The 25,557-nt window shown below is 64.2% G+C and carries 25 protein-coding genes; 20 read left to right on the plus strand and 5 right to left on the minus strand.

What is annotated here, in order from left to right:
• Positions 1–19: 19 nt before the first annotated feature.
• On the minus strand, positions 20–307 hold the full coding sequence (locus tag PSAL_RS16635; RefSeq protein WP_119838678.1) for a hypothetical protein: 288 nt from the start codon (positions 305–307) through the stop codon (positions 20–22).
• A gap of 385 nt (positions 308–692) precedes the next feature.
• Between PSAL_RS16635 and PSAL_RS16640 the strand changes: the two genes are divergently transcribed.
• The 5 genes from PSAL_RS16640 (at position 693) to PSAL_RS16660 (ending at position 5,101) form a co-directional block, all read left to right on the plus strand.
• On the plus strand, positions 693–878 hold the full coding sequence (locus tag PSAL_RS16640) for a PLDc N-terminal domain-containing protein (RefSeq protein WP_119838679.1): 186 nt from the start codon (positions 693–695) through the stop codon (positions 876–878).
• 428 nt (positions 879–1,306) lie between these two features.
• A complete protein-coding gene (gene rpsD, locus PSAL_RS16645; protein ID WP_119838680.1) occupies positions 1,307–1,927 on the plus strand; it encodes a 30S ribosomal protein S4 in 621 nt (206 codons plus the stop codon).
• Between the two features lie 239 nt (positions 1,928–2,166).
• On the plus strand, positions 2,167–3,258 hold the full coding sequence (hisC, locus tag PSAL_RS16650; RefSeq protein ID WP_119838681.1) for a histidinol-phosphate transaminase: 1,092 nt from the start codon (positions 2,167–2,169) through the stop codon (positions 3,256–3,258).
• Positions 3,255–4,169: a prephenate/arogenate dehydrogenase family protein gene (locus PSAL_RS16655; protein WP_119838682.1), complete on the plus strand. Its 915-nt coding sequence runs from the start codon at positions 3,255–3,257 to the stop codon at positions 4,167–4,169. The genes hisC and PSAL_RS16655 overlap by 4 nt, the downstream gene beginning before the upstream one ends.
• A complete protein-coding gene (locus PSAL_RS16660) occupies positions 4,166–5,101 on the plus strand; it encodes an extensin-like domain-containing protein (protein ID WP_119838683.1) in 936 nt (311 codons plus the stop codon). Before PSAL_RS16655 ends, PSAL_RS16660 begins: the two co-directional genes overlap by 4 nt.
• Here the strand turns inward: PSAL_RS16660 and PSAL_RS16665 are convergent.
• Positions 5,098–6,090 (minus strand): DUF2125 domain-containing protein, encoded by a 993-nt coding sequence (locus PSAL_RS16665; RefSeq protein WP_119838684.1) that lies wholly within the window; start codon positions 6,088–6,090, stop codon positions 5,098–5,100. The genes PSAL_RS16660 and PSAL_RS16665 overlap by 4 nt on opposite strands.
• Before the next feature lie 71 nt (positions 6,091–6,161).
• Between PSAL_RS16665 and PSAL_RS16670 the strand changes: the two genes are divergently transcribed.
• From PSAL_RS16670 to PSAL_RS16680, 3 genes are all read left to right on the plus strand, one after another.
• Complete coding sequence (locus tag PSAL_RS16670) at positions 6,162–6,686, plus strand: gamma-glutamylcyclotransferase (RefSeq protein WP_119838685.1); 525 nt, start codon at positions 6,162–6,164, stop codon at positions 6,684–6,686.
• A 66-nt stretch (positions 6,687–6,752) separates the two neighbouring features.
• On the plus strand, positions 6,753–7,964 hold the full coding sequence (locus PSAL_RS16675) for a biopolymer transporter ExbB (RefSeq protein ID WP_119838686.1): 1,212 nt from the start codon (positions 6,753–6,755) through the stop codon (positions 7,962–7,964).
• A gap of 3 nt (positions 7,965–7,967) precedes the next feature.
• Positions 7,968–9,866 carry a peptidoglycan -binding protein gene (locus tag PSAL_RS16680; protein ID WP_119838687.1) on the plus strand — a complete coding sequence of 633 codons (1,899 nt, stop codon included), beginning with the start codon at positions 7,968–7,970 and terminating at the stop codon, positions 9,864–9,866.
• 75 nt (positions 9,867–9,941) lie between these two features.
• On the opposite strand, the gene clpA is transcribed toward PSAL_RS16680, so the two are convergent.
• Together clpA and gloB are read right to left on the minus strand one after the other, a co-directional pair.
• A complete protein-coding gene (gene clpA / locus PSAL_RS16685) occupies positions 9,942–12,281 on the minus strand; it encodes an ATP-dependent Clp protease ATP-binding subunit ClpA (RefSeq protein WP_119838688.1) in 2,340 nt (779 codons plus the stop codon).
• A 169-nt stretch (positions 12,282–12,450) separates the two neighbouring features.
• Positions 12,451–13,215, minus strand: coding sequence for a hydroxyacylglutathione hydrolase (gene gloB / locus PSAL_RS16690; protein ID WP_119838689.1), 765 nt, complete (start codon positions 13,213–13,215; stop codon positions 12,451–12,453).
• A 60-nt stretch (positions 13,216–13,275) separates the two neighbouring features.
• Here gloB and PSAL_RS16695 point away from each other — a divergent pair, with 60 nt between their 5' ends.
• From PSAL_RS16695 to PSAL_RS16720, 6 genes are all read left to right on the plus strand, one after another.
• Positions 13,276–14,094: a class I SAM-dependent methyltransferase gene (locus PSAL_RS16695; RefSeq protein ID WP_119838690.1), complete on the plus strand. Its 819-nt coding sequence runs from the start codon at positions 13,276–13,278 to the stop codon at positions 14,092–14,094.
• Between the two features lie 514 nt (positions 14,095–14,608).
• Complete coding sequence (locus PSAL_RS16700) at positions 14,609–15,169, plus strand: F0F1 ATP synthase subunit delta (RefSeq protein ID WP_119838767.1); 561 nt, start codon at positions 14,609–14,611, stop codon at positions 15,167–15,169.
• On the plus strand, positions 15,169–16,707 hold the full coding sequence (gene atpA, locus PSAL_RS16705; RefSeq protein WP_119838691.1) for a F0F1 ATP synthase subunit alpha: 1,539 nt from the start codon (positions 15,169–15,171) through the stop codon (positions 16,705–16,707). The genes PSAL_RS16700 and atpA overlap by 1 nt, the downstream gene beginning before the upstream one ends.
• Positions 16,708–16,724: 17 nt before the next feature.
• Complete coding sequence (locus PSAL_RS16710; protein WP_119838692.1) at positions 16,725–17,600, plus strand: F0F1 ATP synthase subunit gamma; 876 nt, start codon at positions 16,725–16,727, stop codon at positions 17,598–17,600.
• 19 nt (positions 17,601–17,619) lie between these two features.
• Entirely contained in the window at positions 17,620–19,041 is a 1,422-nt protein-coding gene (gene atpD / locus PSAL_RS16715) for a F0F1 ATP synthase subunit beta (protein ID WP_119838693.1), read from the plus strand.
• Positions 19,042–19,052: 11 nt separating this feature from the next.
• Positions 19,053–19,484 carry a F0F1 ATP synthase subunit epsilon gene (locus tag PSAL_RS16720; RefSeq protein ID WP_119838694.1) on the plus strand — a complete coding sequence of 144 codons (432 nt, stop codon included), beginning with the start codon at positions 19,053–19,055 and terminating at the stop codon, positions 19,482–19,484.
• A gap of 158 nt (positions 19,485–19,642) precedes the next feature.
• Here the strand turns inward: PSAL_RS16720 and PSAL_RS16725 are convergent, their stop codons facing one another.
• A complete protein-coding gene (locus PSAL_RS16725; protein WP_119838695.1) occupies positions 19,643–20,332 on the minus strand; it encodes a metal-dependent hydrolase in 690 nt (229 codons plus the stop codon).
• Between the two features lie 67 nt (positions 20,333–20,399).
• Here PSAL_RS16725 and PSAL_RS16730 point away from each other — a divergent pair, with 67 nt between their 5' ends.
• The 6 genes from PSAL_RS16730 (at position 20,400) to PSAL_RS16755 (ending at position 25,510) form a co-directional block, all read left to right on the plus strand.
• Positions 20,400–21,050 (plus strand): ceramidase domain-containing protein, encoded by a 651-nt coding sequence (locus PSAL_RS16730; RefSeq protein WP_119838696.1) that lies wholly within the window; start codon positions 20,400–20,402, stop codon positions 21,048–21,050.
• Positions 21,051–21,195: 145 nt separating this feature from the next.
• Positions 21,196–21,483, plus strand: a complete 288-nt coding sequence (gatC, locus tag PSAL_RS16735; RefSeq protein ID WP_119838697.1) for an Asp-tRNA(Asn)/Glu-tRNA(Gln) amidotransferase subunit GatC — start codon at positions 21,196–21,198, stop codon at positions 21,481–21,483.
• Positions 21,484–21,534: 51 nt separating this feature from the next.
• Positions 21,535–23,022, plus strand: coding sequence for an Asp-tRNA(Asn)/Glu-tRNA(Gln) amidotransferase subunit GatA (gene gatA / locus PSAL_RS16740; protein WP_119838698.1), 1,488 nt, complete (start codon positions 21,535–21,537; stop codon positions 23,020–23,022).
• A gap of 98 nt (positions 23,023–23,120) precedes the next feature.
• A complete protein-coding gene (locus PSAL_RS16745; protein WP_119838699.1) occupies positions 23,121–23,864 on the plus strand; it encodes a hypothetical protein in 744 nt (247 codons plus the stop codon).
• 9 nt (positions 23,865–23,873) lie between these two features.
• On the plus strand, positions 23,874–24,581 hold the full coding sequence (locus tag PSAL_RS16750) for an N-acetylmuramoyl-L-alanine amidase (RefSeq protein WP_119838700.1): 708 nt from the start codon (positions 23,874–23,876) through the stop codon (positions 24,579–24,581).
• A gap of 104 nt (positions 24,582–24,685) precedes the next feature.
• Positions 24,686–25,510, plus strand: coding sequence for a TIGR00282 family metallophosphoesterase (locus PSAL_RS16755; RefSeq protein WP_119838701.1), 825 nt, complete (start codon positions 24,686–24,688; stop codon positions 25,508–25,510).
• The last annotated feature ends 47 nt before the right edge of the window (positions 25,511–25,557 follow it).

The following is a 25,557-nucleotide window of genomic DNA, read 5'->3' on the forward strand; positions in this document are numbered from 1 at the left end:
GTTCCAGTTCAGCCTGGGATCAGTCGGTGATGTTCTGAATGACGTGCACCTGAGCGCTGCTTTCAGCCGATCCGCCGGTGGAGGGCATATGCGTGGCGCTGCTGGTCCGGCCCCAGCTGCTGCCGGCGGGGGTGTCGTCGGACCAGATGCCGTTCGACGGCCCATTCGGCAGGCTGTTTTCGTTGATGCTCAGCCGCAGGTCGGGCAACGCGCCATTGCTTGCCAGCTCCATGTCCAGAAAGCTCATCGCATAGGCCAGCAGGGCCACGGTGACGATGGCGACGGTCAGGGGTCCGAAGATACGCATTGGCTCTGGTCCTTATTGATCCGGTTGGGCGGCCCTCGGGCCTGCTCGTGCTGTCCGGTTTTGGTTTCCGGTCTTGTGCATTGCCTTCCCACGGGGCGGGGGCTGCAGCCGGTCTTGCATATCCAACAAAGGACTATGGATATGGTTCCACCCTTCTTTGGCTTTCGGGCCGGATTCCGCGTTTCCGCTTGCTTGCAGGGTCGCACGACAGGGAGGGGTCAGGGTCGCGACAGGGAAGGTTCAGGGTCGCGACCGCTCTGCCTTTCGGCATCGGTAGCGGGCCGGAACGCTCGTGCATCAGAGCGCACGGGAAGGGGCTGCAGGGAACCCGATCGCCAGTTGTCGCGTTCAATTGCAGACCCCGACGCAACCCCGGAGTGGAAACATGGAATTTGGTATTCTAGGACTTATCGTCCTTGTTCTCGATATTTACGCAATCTTTCAGGTCCTGACATCCAGCGCGAGCGTGCTGTCCAAGGTGCTATGGACCCTGTTGATCCTGGTGCTGCCGGTTCTCGGCTTCATCATCTGGCTTCTGGCAGGTCCGCGGGCCGGTGGCGTGCGCGCTTGATCGCGCAGACGCCATCGCCTTGATGGCAAGACCGTCGTCCCCATCGCCCTCACGACTGCCGGGCGGATAGCTGAAAAGTTGACGATGACATTCGGACCTCTGCGCCACGGCGCGGGGGTCTTTTTCGTGGGGCGGGTCATCCAGACCAGTCCTGTGGACACTGGCGGGCCGCCATGGGCGTAAAAAGCCCGAGAAACCCCGATTTAGGCAGGCCGAGCCGATTGACTCCGCCTCAGCCCCGGATATAAGCGCGGCTTCATTGGTGTTGGTGGCCCCCGCAAGGGGAACCCTGTCATGGTCCGCAAGGCCAAGAGGACAACACCCTTTCAGTCCAGGGTCCGACCGGGACTGGCGATGTGACGGGATCTTCCCCGAACACCCGCCGGGACCGAGATGGCCAGGGGCGCAATACAGAAAGGATATCAGCCGTGACCAAACGCACGTCTGCCAAGTACAAAATCGACCGTCGCATGGGCGAAAACATCTGGGGTCGTCCGAAGTCCCCGGTGAACCGTCGTGAATACGGCCCCGGCCAGCACGGTCAGCGTCGCAAGGGCAAACTGTCGGACTTCGGTCTGCAGCTGCGCGCCAAGCAGAAGCTGAAAGGCTACTACGGCGACATGACCGAGAAGCAGTTCCGCCGCATCTTCGCCGAAGCCGAGCGTGTGAAGGGTGACACCGGTGAAAACCTCATCGGTCTGCTGGAACGCCGCCTGGACGCCGTCGTCTACCGTGCCAAGTTCGTCGCGACCATCTTCGCCGCCCGTCAGTTCGTGAACCATGGCCACGTGACCGTGAACGGCAAGCGCGTCAACATCCCCTCCTACCGCGTGAAAGAGGGTGACGTCGTCGAAGTCCGCGAGAAGTCCAAGCAGATCGCCGTCGTGATCGAAGCCACCCAGCTGGCCGAACGTGACGTTCCCGACTACATCGAGGCCGACCACTCCAAGATGACCGCGACCTTCGTGCGCACCCCCGCTCTGGGCGACGTTCCCTACGCCGTTCAGATGGAACCGAGCCTCGTCATCGAATTCTACGCGCAGAACTGATCCCACGGGATCGCGTTCAGCGCCGCAATCGAAAGGCCGCATCTTCGGATGCGGCCTTTTTCGTTGTGCGGACCACTGGCGGCGCCCGGATTGATGGAAATCGCGGGGCAGGCGGGCTGTGGGCCGTGAACTGGCGCGACAGGGCAACTTTGCCGGGTCTGATCGCCGCTGCGCCGCAATCTCGGCTTCCCATGGTCGGGCCCGGACGATAGAAGATCCGGCGAGGGAAAGGTGAGCAAATGACCAGCAAGATCATTCCACAACCGGGCATCATGGACATCGCGCTGTACGTAGGCGGGGATTCCAAGGTCGCGGGTGTGAACGATACGGTGAAACTCTCGTCCAACGAGAATCCCTTCGGGCCTGGCGATGCCGCGCGCGAAGCCTTTCGCCGTGCCGGGCAGGACATGCATCGCTATCCCTCGACCGACCATGCCGGGCTGCGCGCAGCCATCGGGGCGCAATACGGTCTGGACCCCGAACGCATCATCTGCGGCGTCGGCAGCGACGAGATCATCCACTTCCTGAATCAGGCCTATGCCGGTCCGGGGGACGAGGTGCTGTTTACCGAACACGGTTTTTCCATGTACCGGATTTCGGCCTCTGCCGCCGGGGCGACCCCGGTCGAGGTCAGGGAACGCGAACGCGTCACCGACGTCGATGCGCTGCTGGAAGGCTGCTCGGAGCGTACCAAGCTGGTCTTCATCGCCAACCCCAACAATCCCACCGGCACGATGATCGGCGGCAACGAGGTCGCGCGCCTTGCAGCCGGTATTCCCGATCAGGCGATCCTGGTACTGGATGGGGCCTACGCGGAATACGTGCAGGGCTTTGACGGCGGTGCGGGTCTGGTCGAGGCCCGCGACAACGTGGTCATGACGCGCACCTTCTCGAAGATCTACGGGCTGGGTGGGCTGCGCATCGGCTGGGGCTATGGCCCGAAACACATCATCGACGTGCTGAACCGCATCCGGGGTCCCTTCAACCTGTCCAACGCACAGCTTGCCGCGGCCGAGGCTGCGGTCAAGGATCAGGCCCATGTCGAACAATCCCGCGCGGAAAACACCCGTCTGCGGGCCTGGCTGGCCGAGGCGCTGGCCGAACATGGCGTGCCCTCGGATACCTCCTGCGCCAATTTCATCCTGGCGCGCTTTGCCTCCCCGACCGAGGCAGAGGCCGCCGATACCTTCCTGCGTGCCCGCGGGCTGATCGTGCGGCGGGTGACCAGCTACAACCTGCCCAATTGCCTGCGCATCACCGTGGGCGACGAATCCTCCTGCCGGCGGGTCGCCCATGCGATCGGCCAGTTCAAGGCCGGGGTCGAGGCGTGATCTACCAGAAGGTCGCCCTGATCGGCCTCGGGCTGATCGCCTCTTCCATCGCCTGGGCTACCAAGCGCGGCAATCTGGCGGGACAGGTGCGGGGGTACGACCTGTCGCCCGAAGCGCGGGAAACCGCGCGCGCCATCGGCCTTTGCGATGTCTTCGACAGTGCTGCCGAAGCCGCCGAGGGCGCGGACCTCGTGATCCTCTGCGTGCCGGTCGGGGCCATGGAAACGGCGATCCGTGCCGTGGCGCCGGGGCTGAAGCCGGGGGCAGTGGTTTCGGACGTCGGCTCGGTCAAGCGGGCGGTGATCGACGCGGTCACCCCGCATATTCCCGAAGGCGTGCAGTTCATCCCGGCCCATCCGCTGGCCGGCACCGAACATTCCGGACCGGCGGCGGGCTTTGCCGCGCTGTTCGACAACCGCTGGTGCCTTGTCGTGCCCAGCCCCGACAGCGATCCCCAGAAGGTGGCGGATCTGTGCGCCTTCTGGGAAGGCATGGGCGCCCATGTGGACGAGATGGATGCCGATCACCACGATCTGGTCCTGGCGGTCACCTCTCATACACCGCACCTCATTGCCTATACGATGGTTGGTGTCGCCGATGATCTGCGCCGTGTCACCGACAGCGAGGTCATCAAGTATTCCGCAGCCGGGTTCCGGGATTTCACCCGGATCGCGGCGAGCGATCCGACCATGTGGCGGGATGTCTTCTTGTCCAACAAGGATGCGACGTTGGAGATCCTTGGCCGTTTCACCGAAGAACTCTTCGCGCTGCAGCGGGCCATCCGCACCGGTGACGGCGATCTGCTGCACGATTACTTCACCCGGACACGGGCGATACGGCGGGGGATCATCGACGCCGGTCAGGATACCTCGGCCCCGGACTTCGGTCGCACGCCTCTGGCGCGAAAATGAAGCGGCTCCTGCTTGGATTGGGGCTGGCCCTGCCGCTTGCGGCCTGGGCAGACCCGCCCGAGCAGAGCCTGCGCCCCGTCGCCCCCGGACAGCTGGTGGGTGAAACCGTGCTACCGGCAGAATTGTTCCTGCAGACGCGAAGCGCCGCTGGATCGGTTGCCCCCGGTACGGATGCGCCGGTGGCAGATGTTCCGGAGCCTGCGATCTCTGTGCCGGAGGGCCCTGCTTCGGTCGTTTCCAGCGCTCTGCCTGCCACATCGGCCCGCGCTTCAAATCCGGGCGCGCTCGGCGTGACGGCGGTTCTACCGGAGCCTCCATCCCCGATGACAGTCGCCCGGACCCCGCGCCCCCGCACGCGGCCTGCCGAGGTCAGCCAGACCGCGCGAGCCGCCGTGGCGACCCGGCGCAGCGGCGCGGTCTGCAGCGATCTGGCGATTCAAGGGGTGGCCATCGGGCGGGTCTCGGCGTCGCATTCAGGCTGCGGGATCGATCAGGCGGTGCGCGTCAGTTCGGTCAGCGGCGTGGGCCTGTCGACCCATGCGGTGATGGATTGCGGCACGGCCAGGGCGCTGAAATCCTGGATCGACCGCGGGCTGAAGCCTGCCGTGGGCAGTTATGGCGGTGGGGTGCGGCAATTGCAGGTCGTCGCCCATTACGCCTGCCGGCCGCGCAACAACCAGAAGGGCGCGCGGATTTCCGAACATGGCAAGGGCCGGGCGGTGGATATCGCGGCGGTGAAACTGGCCGACGGCAAAGAGCTAAACGTGCTTCAGGACTGGCAGAACGGGCGCGAGGGCCGCATCCTGCATCAGGTCCATGATGCGGCCTGCGGCCCCTTCGGCACAGTGCTTGGCCCGGAGGCAAATGCGCTGCACCGCAACCATTTCCATTTCGACACCGCGCGATATCGCAACGGCAGCTACTGCCGTTAACGCAGCTGCAGGATCGGGGCCGGGCCGACCGGCACCGGGCCGAGATAGCTGCGCCCGTCGCGGAAGGACACGGTCACGTCCAGCGTGCCGGGATTGCCACTGAGCCCGGCCAGCATCTTCAGCGCCGCCTCGACCGCCTGACCCAGACGCGGATCCAGCGCGCGGCTGTCCATGGCCAGCTTCAGCAAGGCCTGCCAGTTGCGCGCCTGCAGGTTCAGCTCCCCCGTCGGGACGCCGGCGTCGTCGACGTCGAGGTCGGCCGAGACCTGAAGCCCCAATTCGCCCCATTGCGCCTTTGCCAGATCGAGCTGGATGTGCCGGGGCTGTGGGCGGGCCTGGTCGATGGCGCTCAGATCCCAGGGTTTGGAGAAGGTCACGGTCGCATCCAGCCGCGCCTCTTGCAGGGTTTCGGGCAGGGCGATGCCCGAGGCGATGCTGCCGCGCAGGCTGTCGGGCGGGGTGACCTCCTGCGCAAGAAGACCAAGGCGATAGGTGTTGCGATCCCCAACCTGCTCCATCGCCAGGTTCAGCTTGCCAAGCGACAGGGTCGCGGGGCCCTCGATCACCAGATCCTCGGCTTCGACCTGTGCGCCCTTCAGTTGCAGATCCCGGCGCGGGTGCAGTTTCAGCGAAGCGCGCAGATCGCTGCTGCTGATCAGGACCGAGGTCAGCGGCGTCGAAATCCGCATCGTTTGCGGCCAAACGGCGATCATGTGCAACGGGTTGTAGGACAGGGCAAAGAAGCCGAAGCGCGGCAGTTCCAGCGCGACTCCGGTCTTCGGGTCGGCCAGCGCCAGATCATCCCAGAGCATGTCGAATCGGTTGGGAAAGCCGGTGACCCTGAAATCCGAATACTCGGCCTGCCAATCCTCGGCCTGGCGGGCAGTGAACCATTTTTCGATCCCGCTCCGGATGTAGCTGGAAGCGACCACCCAATAGCCGGACCACAGGGCTGCGACCACAAGGATCACGATCAACAGGCGTTTCATCGGCATACCCCTTTCGGTCCCGCACTCGCCTGTGTTTATAAGGCGTCGAAGGAAAAGGACCAGAGAAGCTTATGTGGGTATTCGGCTACGGCTCGCTTTTGTGGAAACCGGGGTTCACACCTGCCGAACAGGTGGTCGCCCGGCTGTCGGGCTATGCGCGCAGTTTCTGCATGACCTCGATCCACCATCGCGGGACCGAGGCTGAACCGGGGCTGGTGCTGGCGTTGGACGCGGTGCGCGGTGCGGCCTGCACGGGCCTTGCCCTGCGCGTGTCCGAGGGCGAAGAAGACAGCGTGCTGGCCTATCTGCGGGAGCGTGAACTGGTGTCCTCGGCCTATGTCGAACGCCATGTGCCGCTGCAACTGACCGACGGGCGGGACGTCAGCGCGCTGGCCTATGTGATCGACCCCGGTCATGTGCAATATTGCGGCGGGATGCCGCTGGAAGAACAGGCCCGCATCATCGCCCGTGCCCATGGCGGAATGGGCGCGAATACCGAATATCTTTTCAATACCGTCCAGCATCTGGACAGTCTGGGTCTTGGCGATGACGACCTGACCTGGCTGGCCGGTCGGGTAGAGGCACTTGGGCGATAAGCCTTTTCTTGCATGGGCAAAACTCCTAGACTCGGGGGCAGGGACGTAATGGCGGGACAGGACAGAATGGCGCAGACCGATCTCGATGCGGGGCCGCAATTCTCGCAGCCCATCCGGCAGATCATCCTCATGCTTATCGTCCTCGGGCTGTGTGCCGGGGGCGGGGTGCTGATCTATCCCAACGTGCAGGCGGTGTTCGAGGCGAACCCCTATCTGAACGGCTTCATCGCCTTCGTCTTCGTGCTGGGCGTGATCGCCTGTTTCTGGCAGGTCGCGCAGCTGATTTCCTCGGTCCGCTGGATCGAACGCTTTACCTCCGGGCAGACCGAGCTGGGCGACCGGGCGCCGCGCCTGCTGACGCCGCTGGCGACCCTGCTGGCCGGGCGCCGCAAGCGGATGCAGATTTCCTCGACCTCTTCAGCCTCGATCCTTGAATCGGTCGCCACCCGCATCGACGAGGGGCGCGAGATCACCCGCTACGTGACCTCGCTGCTCATCTTCCTCGGGTTGCTGGGGACCTTCTACGGCCTAGCCACCACGGTTCCAGCGGTGGTCGAAACGATCCAGAGCCTTGTGCCGCAGGAAGGCGAAGACGGGGCCAATGTCTTTGCCCGGCTTATGACCGGGCTGGAAAGCCAGCTTGGCGGGATGGGCGTCGCCTTTGCCTCGTCGTTGATCGGCCTGGCCGGGTCGCTGATCGTCGGCCTGCTGGAGCTGTTCGCCGGCCATGGCCAGAACCGGTTCTACCGCGAGCTTGAGGAATGGCTGTCCACGATCACGCGGCTTGGCCTTTCGGATGGCGACGACAGTTCCGGCTCCGAAGCGCTGGCGGCGGTGCTGGACAATCTCGGGGATCAGATGGAGGGGCTGCAAACCCTGTTCCGCCTGTCCGAAGAGGCGCGCGGATCGCTGGATGACAAGCTGTCGACCCTGGCGGGCACGATCGAACGGCTGACCGACCGGATGGCGGCGCAGAACGCGGCCGACAGCCCGATTGCCGAGGCCGTGAACCGCGTTGCCTCGGGGCAGGAGGCATTGGTGGCCAAGCTGACCGAGATGGGCGAGGCCGAAGGACTGGATCCCGAAAGCCGGATGCGGCTGCGGTCGATGGACGTGCAATTGCTGCGCATCCTCGAAGAAATCAGCGCCGGACGCCACGAAACCATGGCCGAGTTGCGCACCGATATTGCCGCGCTCAGCCGCGTGATCTCGCAAGGGCAGCGACCCGGTCAGAGGCCCACGCCCCTGTCCGGTCATCAGCCCGATCAGGGCAGCTGACCCATGGCCCTGTCCCGCAGATCCGGCGCCCGGCTGCAGGCCAATATCTGGCCCGGTTTCGTCGATGCGATGACCGGGTTGCTGATGGTCCTGATGTTCGTGCTGACGATCTTCACAATCATGCAATATGCGCTGCAACAGACGATCACGGGGCAGGAAACGGCGCTGGATTCGCTGGAAGACACGGTGACCTCGCAGCGCGACGAACTGGGCGAACTTGCCGCGAACCTGGCAGCGCTGTCCCGCACCCTTGGGCTGGAACGCGAAAAATCCGCAGCCCTTGCCGGGCAGGTCGATGACCTTTCGGGGCAGGTGGGCGAACAAAGCGCACTGATCGCTTCCCTGGTGCAGCAACGTGACGAGGGCCAGCAGGCCCTGCAGGCCGCCCAGGCGCAGATCACCGATTTCGAAGCCCAGGTTGCGACGCTGCTGTCACAGCGCAACGATGCGCGCGACACGGTGGCCGAGCTAGAGGGCGCGCGGGATCAGCTGGTCGACGAAAAAGATGCGCTGGCCCTGGCTGTGGCCCAAGCACGCAGCGAGGTCGACGCGCAAAGCGAAGCTGCCCGCCTTGCCGCCGCCCGACGCGAGGCGCTTGAGGCCTTGGTCGCCAGCCTGCGTGCGGATCAGGCCGATGCGGCGGATCAGGCGGCCGGGCTGTCAGCACAGGTCGACACGTTGGAACAGCAGCTTTCCGAAGAAGAGGCCGCCCGCATGGCGGAGGCCGAAGCGGCCAGAGCCCTGCGCGCGCGGCTGGAAAATTCTCAGGATGAGCTGACGGCGATGACCCTGGCGCTTGAGGCGCAGCGCCAGAAGGCCGAGGATACGCTGACCCTGCTGGCCGCCGCCGAATCCGCGCAGGACGATCTGGACGCGCGGCTGGCGGCGGCGCTGTTGGACAATCAGGATCTGGAAGGGCAGGCGGGGCAGTTGCAGAGCGCGCTGGATCAGGCGCAGGACCGGCTTGAGACTGCGCTGGCGAATGGTGAAGATCTATCGACGCTGCAAGGGCAACTGGCCGAGGCCGAGGAAGACCTTGCCGCAACGCAAGCGGATCAGGAAGAAGTCCGCCGTCAGCTGGCCGCTGCCCTGGCCGCGAAACTGGCGGCAGAACAGGCCAGCGATGAGAGCCTCGACGAGGCCGAGCAGCGCCGCATTCTTCTGCAGCAGGCCAACCGTGAGTTGGAACAGCAAACGGCGCAATCGGCTGAAAGCCAGCGCCGCGCAGCCGTGCTGAACCAGCAGGTCGCGGCGCTGCGCACGCAGCTTGGCAGCCTTCAGTCGCTGCTGGATGACTACAAAAGTCGCGATGCGGCCGCGCAGGTGCAGATCCAGTCGCTGGGGCAGGACCTGAACGCGGCGTTGGCGCAGGTCGCCGCCTCGGAACGCAAGGAACGTCAGCGGCTTCAGGAAGAGGCAGAGCGGCTGGCCGCCGAGGCCGAGCAGCTGGAAAGATACCGCTCCGATTTCTTCGGACGGATGCGAGAGGTCCTGTCGGGGCAGGACGGCGTGCGGATTGTCGGGGACCGCTTTGTCTTTTCCTCCGAGGTACTTTTCGATGTCGGGCAGGCCACCCTTGCGGCGGAAGGCGAGACGCAGATCGACAAGGTGGCCGGGCTGCTGTTCGAGATCGCGGACGAGATCCCCGATGGCATCGACTGGATCATCCGGGTGGACGGGCATACCGACAATGTGCCGATTTCTGGCGGGGCCTTCGAGGATAACTGGGAGTTGAGCCAGGCGAGGGCCCTCTCGGTCGTGCGCTACATGATTTCGCTCGGAATTCCGCCGCAACGTCTGTCGGCCAACGGCTTTGGGGAATATCAGCCGATCGCGGAGGGCGACAGCACGGACGCCCGCGCGCAAAACCGGCGAATCGAGCTGAAGTTCACCGAGCGATAAGGTTTTCGGGCACCGGGGACTGACGAAAAAGGGCGGGGAAATCCCCGCCCTTTTCGATTTCGGTCGTCTGGTGCCTTATTCGGCCGTCAGAAGCGGAGGCTTGTTGCCCGACAATTGCAGCTTGTCCGGCCCGTCCATCTGCAGCGCCAGCGCCCCGTCCTTGACCGTGACCCGGACCACACCGCCCTTGGCGAGGGTGCCGAACAGCAGCTCCTCGGCCAGGGGCTTTTTGATGTATTCCTGAATCACGCGGCCCAGGGGGCGGGCGCCCATCTTGTCGTCATAGCCCTTGTCCGCCAGCCATTCGGCCGCCGGGCGGGTCAATTCGATGGAAACGCCACGATCCATCAGCTGGGCTTCCAGCTGCAGGACAAACTTCTCGACCACCTGCAGGATGACTTCTTTCGGCAGCGGCGCGAAGGAGATCACCGCATCCAGACGGTTGCGGAATTCCGGCGTGAAGGTGCGCTCGATCGCGGCGGTGTCTTCGCCGGTGCGTCGGTCGCGGCCAAAGCCGATGGCCGATTTTGCCTGTTCCGAAGCGCCCGCGTTCGAGGTCATGATCAGGATCACATTGCGGAAATTCACGGTCCGGCCGTTGTGGTCGGTCAGCTTGCCGTGGTCCATGACCTGCAAGAGGATGTTGTAGACATCCGGATGCGCCTTCTCGATCTCGTCCAGCAGCAGCACGCAATGGGGATGCTGGTCGACGCCGTCGGTCAACAGACCGCCCTGGTCAAAGCCGACATAGCCCGGAGGCGCGCCGATCAGACGGGAAATCGCGTGTTTCTCCATGTATTCCGACATGTCGAAGCGCAGCAATTCGACGCCGAGCGTATCGGCCAGCTGGTTGGCGACCTCTGTCTTGCCGACGCCGGTGGGGCCCGCGAACAGATAGTTCCCGATAGGTTTCTCAGGCTCGCGCAGGCCGGCGCGGGACAGCTTGATGGCCGAGGACAGCGCCTCGATCGCATTGTCCTGACCGAAGACAACGCGTTTCAGCGAGCCTTCGAGATCCTTCAGCACCTCGGCATCGTCCTTGGTGACGTTTTTCGGCGGGATGCGGGCGATCTTGGCGACAACGGCCTCGATCTCCTTCACGCCGATGGTCTTGCGACGCCGGGATTCGGCCACCAGATGCTGCGCGGCGCCGGCTTCGTCGATCACGTCGATGGCCTTGTCGGGCAGCTTGCGGTCGTTGATGTAGCGGGCGGACAATTCCACCGCCGTCTTCACCGCGTCATTGGTGTACTTGATGCCGTGATGTTCCTCGAAATAGGGTTTCAGGCCCTTGAGGATCTTTACCGTGTCCTCGACAGAAGGTTCGTTCACGTCGATCTTCTGGAAGCGCCGCGACAGGGCGCGGTCCTTTTCGAAGTGCTGACGGAATTCCTTGTAGGTGGTGGAGCCCATGCAGCGCAGCTTGCCGCCCTGAAGCGCGGGTTTCAGCAGGTTGGAGGCATCCATGGCCCCGCCCGATGTTGCGCCGGCGCCAATCACCGTGTGGATTTCGTCGATGAAGAGGACCGCATCGGGATGCGCCTCAAGCTCGGAGACGACGGATTTCAGCCGTTCCTCGAAATCGCCGCGATAGCGGGTGCCGGCCAGCAGCGCGCCCATGTCGAGCGAGAAGATGATGGTTTCCGACAGGACCTCGGGGGTTTCGCCGCTGATGATCTTGCGCGCCAGGCCTTCGGCGATGGCGGTCTTGCCGACGCCGGGGTCACCCACCAGCAGTGGGTTGTTCTTGCGACGGCGGCACAGCACCTGGATGCAGCGCTCGACTTCATGAGCGCGGCCGATCAGCGGATCGACATCGCCCTGACGCGCCTTGATGTTCAGGTTGACACAATACTTGTCCAGCGCGGATTCCTTGCCCTCGTTCTCGTTCGAGGTCGTGGAGGAACTGCCGGAGGTGTTCTGGCGGTCTTCGTCGGCGGCCCCGGTTACGGGGCGGCTGTCGCCATAGGAGGGATCCTTGGCCACGCCATGGGCAATGAAATTGACCGCATCGTAGCGCGTCATGTCCTGCTCCTGCAGGAAGTAGGCCGCGTTGGATTCACGTTCCGCGAAGATGGCGACAAGGACATTGGCCCCGGTCACCTCTGTCCTGCCGGAGCTTTGGACGTGGATGGCGGCGCGCTGGATCACGCGCTGGAAGGCGGCGGTCGGCACGGCTTCGGACCCGTCGACATCCGTCACGAGGTTCGACAGTTCCTCGTCGACGAATTCGACAAGAGTCTGTCGCAATTCTTCGGTATCCACCGAACACGCCTTCATGACGCGGGCGGCATCGGGTTCGTCGATCAGGGCCAGAAGCAGATGTTCGAGCGTCGCGAATTCGTGGTTACGGGCATTGGCCAGCGCGAGGGCTGCATGGATTGCCTGTTCCAGGGTGGTCGAGAATGAAGGCACTGCGGTGCTCCTTTTCGATCTGGGTCGGAGCGGGGTGAAATCGGCCCCGGTTCCGACCATGGCCTCTTAGTCTTAAGGTTTGGTCGAGATTGCCCCGGCTTCAAGGCTTTTCTTTGGCTTGGTCATCACAATCGCGCCGTTTCAGGGATATCGCGGCGCGAAAAGGCGTTCAAAAGCTGTCCTTTCTTCGGCGAAGCTCGGCAAAGACAGCGGCGGGGGCGGCGCCGTCCAGACCGACGGCGGCGGCGACCGAAGACAGATGCGCCCGCATGAACGGGTTCGTTTCAAGCTCTTCCGAAAGGCGGGAGGGCACGGTCGGATGACCTGCGGCGCGGGCTTCGGTGACCGCTTCGATACGAGATATAAGTGCGGGATTTTCCGGTTCAATGGTCTGGGCGAAACGACCGTTGGCGGCGGTATATTCGTGCCCCGAGCAGACGATGGTGTCGCCCGGAAGGGCCGCCAGCCGGGTCAGGCTGTCGAACATCATCTCCATCGTGCCCTCGAAGACGCGGCCACAGCCAAGCGCCATCAGGCTGTCGGCGGTGAACAGGAACCCGGCACCCGGCATGTGAAACGCGATATGGCCAAGGGTATGGCCCGGCACGTCGATGACATCGACCCGCATCGCCCCGCTGCCAAAGCTGTCCCCACCAGACACATAGCGGTCCATCGGCGGCATTTTTGTCTTTTCCGCCTGCGGCCCGATCACGGTCAGACCGGGAAAGCGGGCGCGCAGGGCGTCGATGCCTTCGACGTGGTCGCCATGGTGATGGGTGATCAGCAGGGTGGCCGGGGTCCAGCCACGGGCCTCGGCCTCGGCGATGATCGGCGCGGCCTCGGGGGCATCCACGATGCAGCTACCTTCGGGTCCGTTCACCAGATAGGCGTAGTTGTCGCTTCGGCAGGGGATGGTGACAAGATCGAGGGCCATGGCAAATTCGCTCTTCGTTGCTATTCTCTGCAAGTGAAACCCATCGGAGGCCGGCTTTCAATGCATCTGGATGTACAGGACCTGCGTAACTTCTATTACCGCTCGACCCTGGGGCGCGCGGCCCAGGCCAATGTGCGCGGCCAGATGTTGCAACTCTGGCCCGAGGCCAAGGGGCAGACGGTGGTCGGCTACGGGTTCGCCGTGCCGCTGCTGCGCCCCTATCTGGCCGAGGCCCGGCGGGTCATTGCGCTCATGCCCGGGCCGCAGGGGGTGATGCCCTGGCCGGCGGGGATGCCCAATGTGTCGACCCTGTGCGAAGAAGCGCTTTGGCCGCTGGATACCGGACAGGTCGACAAGCTGATCGTCATGCACGGGCTGGAGACCACCGAACGGCCCAGTGAACTGCTCGAGGAATGCTTCCGGGTGCTGGGGCCCGGGGGCAAGGCGTTGTTCATCGTTCCGCACCGCGCGGGCCTCTGGTCGCGGTCGGATCGCACGCCCTTCGGGTTCGGGCGGCCCTATAGCCAGGGGCAGCTTGAAACCCAGTTGAAGGCGCATGCCTTCCTGCCCGAACGTCACGTCCATACCCTGTACCAGCCGCCCTCGCATCGTCGGTTCTGGCGTAAGACGGCGGGGTTCTGGGAAAAGCTTGGCGGCTCCATGGCCATGATCGTCTCGGGCGGGGTTCTGATGGTCGAGGCCAGCAAACGGGTTCAGGCGCCGCTGGGGCCGGGCGAAAGGGAACAGCGTCGGGCCGGACTGCGGGTGCTGGAAGGTTTTGCAACCCCCGCACCCAAGCCCAAGACGGCCATGAAGGCGGGCCAAAAGGTGTTTCATGGACCCGAGGGCAGCAGCTCGGGCTGGTCCTTGGATCGTTGATCGTCGTTAACATTGTCTCAACAGAATCTTGCCAGGGTCTTTACGCGCCCGGGAAAGTCTTAACGGCACGCCTTTCCCCTGCGGCTGAAATCGCGCGTTCCGAAGCCCGCCGGTACTCCACAGCCGGCCCGGAATTCGGGGCCGGAAGGCCGCATCGGGCCGGTCAGGTGGCACCCTTCGTCGCAGGTACACCGCAGGATGCAAAAAAATCGCTTCGGCGAATCCTTGAGAATGCAGAATTTTTCCCTTTGGGCGAAATCGCAAAAAGGTGAACAATATCCGAAGCTTTGCCTGAAAAGCGGTGCCGCATCACCGGGGGGTTTCCGTGTTAGTGTCTGAAATTGTTGAAAAACCGCGCGTCCCATAGGCAGCGATAACCCCTTCAAGCGGGTTGATGGGCGGGCATCGCTCTGCTAGACCGACGCCGATTTCGATGCTTTGGCAGCGCCAAGGCAGCAAACCCCCTGCGCCAGTCCAAATCCTTGGAGCAGGGCCAGATATCGGAAGGGTGGACGTGTCCGAACCAGCTTCGATCTCCTATGGCATCGCCTCGCGCTATGCCTCGGCCGTTTTCGAGATTTCGAAAGAGAACGGTGAGCTGACCGACCTCGAAACGAGCGTTAACGATCTCGCGGCTGCGCTTGAGGCCAGCGAGGATCTGCGCGAGGTGATTGCCTCTCCGCTGATCAGCCGCTCGGAGCAGGGCAAGGCGATTACCGCCGTTGCCGCCAAGCTGGGTCTCACGGGGGCGTTGAGCAGCACGCTGGGTCTGATGGCGGAAAAGCGCCGTCTGTTCGCCCTGCCGCAGCTTGTGACGCGCCTCAATGAACTGCTTGCAGACCATAAGGGCGAAGTGACCGCAGAGGTCACCAGCGCCACGCCGCTGAGCGCGGAACAATCGGAAAAACTTTCCGCCATGCTGGCCGAGACGATCGGCAGCACGGTCAAACTGAACACGGCCGTCGATGAAAGTCTCATCGGTGGTCTCGTCGTCAAGGTGGGTTCGCGCATGGTCGATACGTCGATCCGCTCGAAACTGAACGCACTCCAGAATGTCATGAAAGAGGTCGGATAATGGGTGTCCAAGCTGCCGAAATCTCTGCTATCCTCAAGGAGCAGATCAAGAACTTTGGCCAGGAAGCCAAAGTGGCCGAGGTCGGCCGGGTGCTGTCCGTCGGTGACGGTATTGCCCGTGTCCATGGTCTGGACAACGTGCAGGCCGGCGAGATGGTCGAATTCCCCGGTGGGATCCGCGGCATGGCGCTGAACCTCGAAGTCGACAATGTCGGCGTCGTGATCTTCGGTTCCGACCGCGACATCAAGGAAGGCGACACCGTCCAGCGGACCCAGTCCATCGTGGACGTGCCCGTCGGCGACGCCCTTCTGGGCCGCGTCATGGACGGTCTGGGCAACCCGCTTGACGGCAAGGGCCCGATCGAAGGTGTCGAACGCCGCGTTGCGGACGTGAAGGCGCCGGGCATCATCCCGCGTAAATCGGTGCATGAACCCATGGCAACCGGCCTGAAATCGGTCGACGCCATGATCCCGATCGGCCGTGGCCAGCGGGAACTGATCATCGGGGACCGTCAGACCGGCAAGACCGCCGTGGCCCTCGACGCGATCCTGAACCAGGCTTCCTACAATGCTGCCGCCGGCGACGACGAAAGCAAGAAGCTCTACTGCATCTATGTTGCCGTCGGTCAGAAGCGTTCGACCGTTGCACAGCTGGTGAAGAAGCTGGAAGAAACCGGTGCCATCGAATATTCGATGGTGATCGCGGCGACTGCTTCGGACCCCGCGCCGATGCAATACCTGGCGCCCTATACCGCGACCGCGATGGCGGAATATTTCCGTGACAACGGCCGCCACGCGCTGATCATCTATGATGACCTTTCCAAGCAGGCCGTGGCCTACCGCCAGATGTCCCTGCTGCTGCGTCGTCCGCCGGGCCGCGAAGCCTATCCGGGTGACGTTTTCTACCTCCACTCCAGACTTCTGGAACGCTCCGCCAAGCTGAACGAAGACTTCGGCTCGGGCTCGCTGACGGCTCTGCCGATCATCGAAACCCAGGGCGGCGACGTTTCGGCCTTCATCCCGACCAACGTGATCTCGATCACCGACGGCCAGATCTTCCTGGAAACCGAGCTGTTCTACCAGGGCATCCGTCCTGCCGTGAACACCGGTCTGTCGGTTTCGCGCGTGGGTTCGTCGGCCCAGACCAAGGCCATGTCCTCGGTCGCCGGTCCGGTGAAACTGTCGCTCGCCCAGTACCGCGAGATGGCCGCCTTCGCGCAGTTCGGCTCGGACCTCGATGCCTCGACCCAGCGTCTGCTGAACCGTGGTGCGCGTCTGACCGAGATCATGAAGCAGCCGCAGTACAGCCCGCTGACCAACGCGGAAATCGTCTGCGTCATCTTCGCCGGCACCAACGGTTACCTGGACAATGTCCCGGTGAAGGAAGTTGGCCGCTACGAAGCCGAGCTTCTGTCGTTCCTGCGCACCAAGAAGGCCGATGTCCTGCAGTGGATCACCGACGAAGATCCCAAGATCAAGGGCGCACCGGCTGACAAACTGAAAGCAGTGCTCGACGAGTTCGCCGCTGACTTCGCCTGAAGCCTAGGGGGTAACAGATGCCTTCTCTGAAGGACCTAAAAAACAGGATCGCGTCGGTCAAATCGACCCGCAAGATCACCAAGGCCATGCAGATGGTTGCCGCGGCGAAGCTTCGCCGCGCGCAGGAGGCCGCCGAGGCCGCCCGGCCCTACGCCGAGCGGTTCGAAGCGGTTCTCGGCCAGCTTGCCGCCTCGGTGGGCGGGTCGAGCACGGCGCCGAAACTGCTGGCCGGTACGGGTAAGGACGACGTGCACATGCTCGTCGTCATGACCGCCGAGCGCGGCCTCTGCGGCGGCTTCAACTCAAACATCGTGAAGCTGGCGCGGATCCATATCGAAAAGCTCAAGGCCGAAGGCAAGACGGTGAAGATCCTCACCGTCGGCAAGAAAGGCCGCGAGCAGCTCAAGCGCAACTACGGCGACCTGATGGTCGATCACGTGGACCTCTCCGGGGCCCGCACGATCGGCTACCAGAACGCTCAGGACATTGCGCGCGATCTGCTGTCACGCTTTGACTCGGAAGAGTTCGACGTGGCCACGATCTTCTACTCCAAGTTCGAATCCGTGATCTCGCAAAAGCCGACGGCCTTGCAGGTGATCCCGGCCGAGTTCGAGGCGCCTGAAGAAGAGGCCGCAGCGGTACTTTACGACTACGAGCCCGACGAGGAGGCGATCCTTGCTGATCTGCTTCCGCGTGGGGTGGCGACGCAGATCTTCGCGGCGCTGTTGGAAAACACGGCTTCGGAAATGGGCGCGCGGATGTCCGCCATGGACAACGCGACCCGGAATGCGGGCGACATGATCGACAAGCTGTCGATCCAGTACAACCGCACCCGCCAGGCCGTGATCACCAACGAGCTGATCGAAATCATTTCGGGCGCCGAGGCGCTTTAAGGGAATCGGAGACAACGACATGGCATTTAAAGGCAAAGTGACCCAGGTCATCGGCGCCGTGGTCGACGTGCAGTTCGAAGACGGCCTGCCGGCAATTCTGAACGCACTGACCACCGACAACCACGGCAACAACCTTGTTCTGGAAGTTGCCCAGCACCTCGGCGAGAACACGGTCCGCACCATCGCGATGGATGCGACCGAAGGCCTCGTGCGTGGCCAGGAAGTGACCGACACCGAGGGGCCCATCATGGTTCCGGTCGGCAACGCGACCCTGGGCCGGATCCTGAACGTCATCGGCCAGCCGGTTGACGAAAAGGGTCCCGTGAACGCGGACGAATTCCGCTCGATCCACCAGCCCGCACCCGAGTTCATCGAGCAATCGACCGAATCCGAAGTGCTGGTCACCGGCATCAAGGTCATCGACCTGCTGGCCCCCTACGCCAAGGGCGGCAAGATCGGCCTGTTCGGCGGCGCCGGTGTGGGCAAGACGGTCCTGATCATGGAACTGATCAACAACATCGCCAAGGTGCACTCGGGTTACTCCGTCTTCGCCGGTGTCGGCGAGCGGACCCGTGAAGGGAACGACCTCTACCACGAGATGATCGAATCCAACGTCATCAAGCCCGATGCCCTGGAAGAGTCCCAAGTGGCCCTGGTCTACGGCCAGATGAACGAGCCTCCGGGGGCGCGTGCCCGTGTTGCACTGACCGGCCTGACCCTGGCCGAACAGTTCCGCGACCAGTCCGGGACCGACGTCCTGTTCTTCGTCGACAACATCTTCCGCTTCACTCAAGCGGGTTCGGAAGTCTCCGCACTTCTGGGCCGTATTCCTTCGGCCGTTGGCTACCAGCCGACACTGGCGACGGACATGGGCCAGATGCAGGAACGCATCACCTCGACCAAGAACGGCTCGATCACCTCGATCCAGGCCGTCTACGTTCCTGCGGATGACCTTACCGACCCGGCACCTGCGACGACCTTCGCCCACCTCGACGCGACGACCAACCTCAACCGTGCGATCTCGGAACTGGGCATCTACCCCGCCGTTGACCCGCTCGACAGCTCCTCGCGCCTGATGGACCCGACCATCGTCGGTGAAGAGCACTACCAGGTGGCCCGTGACGTGCAGGGGATCCTGCAACGCTACAAGTCGCTGCAGGACATCATCGCCATCCTCGGGATGGACGAACTGTCCGAAGAGGACAAGCTGAGCGTCTCCCGCGCGCGGAAGATCCAGCGTTTCCTCTCGCAGCCCTTCGACGTTGCGAAGGTCTTCACCGGCTCCGACGGTGTGCAGGTTCCGCTCGAAGATACGATCTCGTCGTTCAAGGCCGTTGTGGCTGGCGAATACGATCACTTCCCCGAAGCAGCCTTCTACATGGTCGGCGGCATCAACGAAGTGATCGCCAAGGCCGAGAAGCTGGCCGCGGAAGCCGCGTAAGGGGCTGATTGATGGCAAACACGATGGACTTCAGCCTGGTTTCCCCCGAACGGAGCCTCGTCTCCGGGACGGTGGAAGCCGTGCAGATCCCGGGTGCGGACGGCAACCTGACGGCAATGCCGGGCCACGCCCCGATGATCACGACGCTTCGTCCGGGTGTGCTGCACATCTCGGGCGGGCCCGATGGTGAAGACGATTACGTCGTCACCGGCGGTTTCGCCGAGATCTCGGCCGAGGGTGTCACCATCCTCGCCGAAAAGGCACTGCACCAGAAGGAAATGACCCAGGAGATCCTGAACGACTGGGTTGTCGAGGCACGCAAGGCCTGGAAGGACGCCACCGACGACAACGCGGTGGCCCATTCGGCCAAGCTCCTCTCCGACATGGTTGCCATGGGCAGCCACATCGGCCTCGACCCGGATCACGCAAACTATATCGAGTGATCTCTGCATCATTCGCTGACAGAAAAAGGGCCCTGCGCATGCGCAGGGCCCTTGTCGTTCTGCCAAGTTTCCCTGTCGAAAATATCCCGGGGGGCGGTGCCGCGCCGCAGTCCGTCCCGACGGTTACCGGGGGGCAGAGCCCCCCGTACCCCCGCCGCTCAGATTTTGATCGCTTCCAGGACTTCTGGCTCGATCACCTTCACGCCCGGCAACCCGGCCTTCAGCACCTCCGCATTCTGCTCCAGCAGCGGGAAGGTACGGTAATGCATCGGGATCACCACCTTGAAATCGAAGAAGGTCTTTGCCGCATAGGTCGCCCGCTTCATGTCCATGGTGTAATGCCCGCCGGCGCTCAGGATGCCGATATCCGGGGCATGCAGATCGTTGAACACCTGCATGTCTGCCATCACATCCGTATCGCCCGAGAAATAGATCACATGACCTTCACCGGCGATCATGAAGCCTGATTCCGTGCCCACGTAGACCGGTCCGCCCTCGCTCGGGATGGACGAGGAATGCGAGGCCTGCACCATGGTCACGGCGACCTTGCCGACCGATACGGTGCCGCCCTTGTTGAACCCGACGCAATCCACGCCCGTTCCGGCCCAATAGGAGGCCAGATCGGCGATGCAATAGATCGTCGCGCCGCTTTCGCGGGCCAGTGTCACCGCGTCGCTCGTATGATCGCCATGCCCGTGGGTGACGAAGATCGCCGTCACCCCGTCCACCGCTTCGGCGCGCCGGTCTGCGGGAAAGACCGGGTTGCCGGTCAGGTAGGGATCGATCAGCAGGACTTCTCCGGCGATCTCGATGCGAAACGACCCATGGCCAAGCCAGATGATTTTCATGAATATGCCTCCTATCTTGTGTGCCGGAGCCTAGCCCAGTTTTCGCCCCGTGAAAGGCCCTCTGTTTATGGACGCTCAGATCAATGCCTATTGCGAACGTCTGGGGCCGGGCCTTTGGGCCGAGCCGTTCAATGCGGTGACCAACCTCGCCTTCCTGCTGGCCGCCACGATGATGTGGCGGCGCAGCGCCGGGCTGCCGCTGGCCCGCGCGCTTTGCCTTGTTCTGGGCCTGATCGGCATCGGCTCGGGTCTGTTCCACAGCCGCGCGACCCCATGGTCGGCGGCGGCCGACACCCTGCCGATCCTGATCTTCATCCTGCTCTACATCTTTGCCGCGACCCGCGACATGCTGGCCGCCGGGCACCGGCAGGCTACGGTGCGCGCCGCGTTGGCCACGCTGGCGTTCATTCCGCTGACGATGGTGACAACGCCGCTGTTCGCCCGCCTGCCGCTTTACGGGGTCAGCGCGGCCTATATGCCGGTGCCGCTGCTGATCGCGCTTTACGCCGCGCTGCTGGCCCGGCGCGCGCCCCGTACGGCGCGGGATCTCGGTATCGGCGCGGGGCTGCTGATGCTGTCGCTCACTTTCCGCTCTCTCGACCACCCGCTTTGCGACGTGACCGGTGGGCTTGGCACGCATTTCCTGTGGCATATCCTGAACGCCGTGATGCTGGGCTGGATGATTGCCACCTATTGCCGCCACATGCGCGCCCACTGACCGGGGGCACGCCACCTGGACTGCCTTGCGGCGTCTCGCCCCGCAAATGCAGGCAGGTGGCGGCGTCACGTGCTTGCGGGCCGGGCTTCCGGGCGCTAAACCCATGCCGATCAGAAGCGCCCAACCGAACCAGAAAGAGGCTCCGATGTCGATCGACACCGCAACCGCCGCCAAGGTGGCGAAACTGGCCCGTATCAAGGTCGAGGAAGACCAGCTGCCCGCGCTGGCGGAAGAATTCAACACGATCCTCGGCTTCATCGAACAGTTGAACGAGGTCGATGTGGAGGGCGTGGAGCCGATGACCTCGGTCACGCCGCAACGCCTGAAACGGCGCGAGGATGTCGTCACCGAAGGCAGCCAGCAGGCCAGGATCCTGGCCAATGCGCCCGATGCCCGCGAAGGCTTTTTCGCCGTGCCCAAGGTTGTCGAGTAACTCCCGGCTGCTCCGACCCCTCCCTTTGCCTGCCGTCCGAAAGGCACCGACATGACCGAACTGAACACGTTGAAAATCGCCGAGGCCCGTGACGCGCTGCGCAAGGGCGATGTGACCTCTGCCGAGCTGACCGAGGCCTGCCTGTCCGCGATCGACACCGCCGGGGCGCTGAACGCCTTCGTGCACAACACCGCCGACATCGCCCGCCGCCAGGCCGCCGCCGCAGACGCCCGCATCAAGGCCGGCGACGCGCCGGCCATGTGCGGCATCCCGCTGGGGATCAAGGACCTGTTCTGCACCAAGGGCGTGCCGAGCCAGGCTGCATCGAACATCCTCGAGGGCTTCAAGCCCGAATACGAATCCACCGTCACGCAAAACCTGTTCGACGCCGGTGCGGTCATGCTGGGCAAGCTGAACATGGACGAATTCGCCATGGGCTCGTCGAACGAGACCTCGTGCTATGGCAATGCGGTGAACCCGTGGCGGCGCGCCGATGACGAAACCGCGCTGACGCCGGGCGGGTCCTCGGGCGGGTCGGCTTCGGCGGTTTCCGCCGACCTCTGCCTTGCGGCCACCGGCACCGATACCGGCGGTTCGATCCGCCAGCCCGCCGCCTTCACCGGCATCACCGGGATCAAGCCGACCTACGGGCGCTGCTCCCGCTGGGGCGTGGTGGCTTTTGCCAGCTCTCTCGATCAGGCCGGTCCGATGACCAAGGACGTGCGTGATGCGGCGATCATGCTGCAGGCCATGTGCTCCTATGACGCGAAGGATTCCACCAGCGCGGACATCCCGGTGCCCGATTTCGAGGCGATGCTGACCGGGGACATCAAGGGCAAGGTCATCGGTATTCCGAAGGAATATCAGATGGACGGCATCCCGGCCGAGATCGACGCCCTCTGGGCCGAAGGCAAGGCGATGCTCGCCGATGCCGGTGCCACGATCCGCGACATTTCCCTGCCGCACACGAAATACGCGCTGCCTGCCTATTACGTGATTGCCCCGGCCGAGGCGTCTTCCAACCTCGCGCGGTATGACGGAGTGCGCTATGGCCACCGCGCCAAGCTGGCGGCGGGCGACGGCATCACCGAGATGTACGAAAAGACCCGCGCCGAAGGCTTCGGCCACGAGGTCCAGCGCCGCGTGATGGTCGGCACCTACGTCCTGAGCGCGGGCTTCTACGACGCCTATTACAACCGCGCCCGCCGGGTCCGTGCCCTGATCAAGAAGGACTTCGATGATGTCTTCGCCGCCGGGGTCGATGCGATCCTGACGCCGGCGACCCCCTCGGCCGCCTTCGGGCTGGGCGAGATGGCGGACGCCGATCCCGTGGCGATGTACCTGAACGATGTCTTCACCGTCACGGTGAATCTGGCCGGTCTGCCGGGCATCGCGGTGCCGACGGGGACCGACCGCCAGGGCCTGCCGCTGGGGCTGCAACTGATCGGGCGGCCCTGGGAAGAAGGCGATCTGCTGAACACCGCCTATGCGCTGGAGCAGGCCGCAGGCTTTGTTTCCAAGCCCGCGAAATGGTGGTAAGGCGCTAGGCCTAGCTGCCGCCCCGGGCGCAGCGCGGCCTTGCGGGCCGCGCGATCGCAGGGCAATCTGGGCGGCAACAGCAGAGCAGAGTGACCTCGATGCGCAAAGTGATGACGGCCCTGGCCCTTCTGGGACTTGCGGCCTGTACCGAACCGACCGGCGGCAGCAGCTATTCGGTGTCCAGCCAATATGCCCGCGAACGCGAGCTGATCCTGCAAGGCGGCGGAAGCGCCCCCGGAGGGACCTCTGGCGGCGTACCCGCGGCACCCTCGGTGTCGTCCCAGCCCCTGTCGGCCATGAGCGCGGGCACCGCAGCGGCGGCCAGCGCAACCGCCTATTCCAGCGGCAGCAGCATCGCCGCCGATACCGAAGCCGCGCTGAATTCCGGTCAGACTCCGCTACAGGCCAGCCCGTCGAACCCGCCGCCCGAGGCGATCAATGCGCTTGGCATCTCACAGGAAAACAATTTCGACGCGGTTGGGGAACAGCGGTCTGCCCAGCAGGACGCCGCCTTCATCGCCGAAAACCGTGCCCGTTACGAACAGGTGCAGCCGACGGCCCTGCCGGAACGGGCCGAGGTTGGACCGAACCTCGCCGCCTACGCCCTGCAGACCAGCACCCCGGTGGGGCAGCCTGTCTATTCGCGCAGCACCATCTTCGCGGAATCCCGGCACAACCGGAATTGTGCGCAATACCCTTCGCCCGATCTGGCGCAGTCCGATTTCCTGAAGCGGGGCGGCCCGAACAAGGACCCCAGGATGCTGGATCCGGATGGCGACGGCTATGCCTGTAGCTGGGATCCCGCGCCCTTCCGTCGCGCGGCCGCAGCCGCCAACGGCTGAGCCCGTTTGATGGCGCAAGCCCCGGATCAGCCGGATGCGATCTGGCGCCCGTCGCCCAATGTGAATGACCGGCGCGGCGCGGCCCTGCCGGATATCATCGTGCTGCACTACACCGCCATGCAAAGCGCCGAAGCCGCGTTGCAGCGCCTTTGCGATCCCGCGCCGCCAGCGGATCTGTCCCCGGTGTCCTGCCACTACCTGATCGGCGAGGACGGTCGGCTCTGGCAGCTTTGCCCCGAGGCCAGACGTGCCTGGCACGCCGGGCAGGGGGCCTGGGCCGGTGTCGGGGACGTGAATTCACGCTCGATCGGGATCGAGCTGGCCAACCGCGCCGAGACCCCTTTTGCCGAAGGTCAGATGGCGGGGCTGGAACGTCTGCTGCCACAGATCATGGCGCGCTGGTCGATTCCGCCCGAACGGGTGATCGGGCATTCCGACATGGCGCCGCTGCGCAAATCCGATCCGGGCACGAAATTCGACTGGCGGCGGCTGGCGCGGCAGGATCTGTCGGTCTGGCCCGCGCCTGGGGGCCGCGACGAAGGCGATCTGATCACCGACCTGCGCCGCTTTGGCTACCCTGTCGACGACACCCCGCCAAAGGACCTTCTGGCGGCCTTCCGTCAGCGGTTTCGCCCCTGGGCCAGTGGCCCCGAAGCCGCCGACGACCGGATCATCGCCCGCGATCTGGCACGCCGTTTTCCGGCCGCGAAGGGCTGATCCGCCCCGCCGGCGCGGGGTGTCCCGCGCGGAACCTGCCGTAGCGTGCCTCTTTCCGGTCCGAAGCCCTTGCCTGCGCCGGGACTTGGGCTTACCCCGTTGCAATGAAAATTCTGTTCCTCGGAGATGTCATGGGCCGCGCCGGGCGCCGGGCCATCGACGAAACGCTGCCCCGCATGCGCGCGGCCTGGAAGCTCGACTTCATTGTGGTGAATGGCGAGAACGCCAGCCATGGCAACGGGCTGACCGGCGACCATGCCAAGGCCTTCCTGCAGGCGGGTGCCGATGTCATCACGCTTGGCGACCATGCCTTTGATCAGCGCGACATGCTGCAATATATCGACAGTGAACCGCGTATCATCCGGCCGCTGAACTTTGCCAAGGATGCGCCCGGCCGCGGCCATGGCGTCTTTTTGGCGACCAACGGGCGCAAGGTGCTGGTGACGCAGGTGCTGGGTCAGGTCTTCATGAAGCGGCCCTTCGAGGATCCCTTCAGCCATGTCGAAGCGGTGCTGAAAAAGTACCCCGCGGGCGGCATGGTGCAGGCCTCACTGGTCGATGTGCACTGCGAGGCGACCTCGGAGAAGATGGCCATGGGCCATTTCTGCGATGGACGCGCCAGTGTCGTGGTCGGCACCCATACCCATGTGCCCACCGGCGACGCACAGATCCTGAACAAGGGCACCGCCTACCTGAGTGATGCGGGCATGACCGGCGATTACGACAGCGTCATCGGCATGGACAAGGCCGAGCCGATGCGACGCTTCATCACCGGCATGGCCAAGGGCCGCTTTACCCCCGCCGATGGCGAGGCGACCCTGTCGGGTCTCTATGTCGAGACCGACGATCGCACGGGCCGTGCTACGCGGGTTGTGCCGGTTCGTCAGGGCGGCCGCCTGGCCCCGTCGGGACCTGCACCGCTTGAATGATCCCGGCGTATGCGGGGGTGTCGGGCAAGCGCCGATAGCCACGCAGC

Origin of the sequence: Pseudooceanicola algae, from assembly GCF_003590145.2 — a bacterium.
In the GTDB taxonomy this organism is placed as follows: domain Bacteria; phylum Pseudomonadota; class Alphaproteobacteria; order Rhodobacterales; family Rhodobacteraceae; genus Pseudooceanicola; species Pseudooceanicola algae.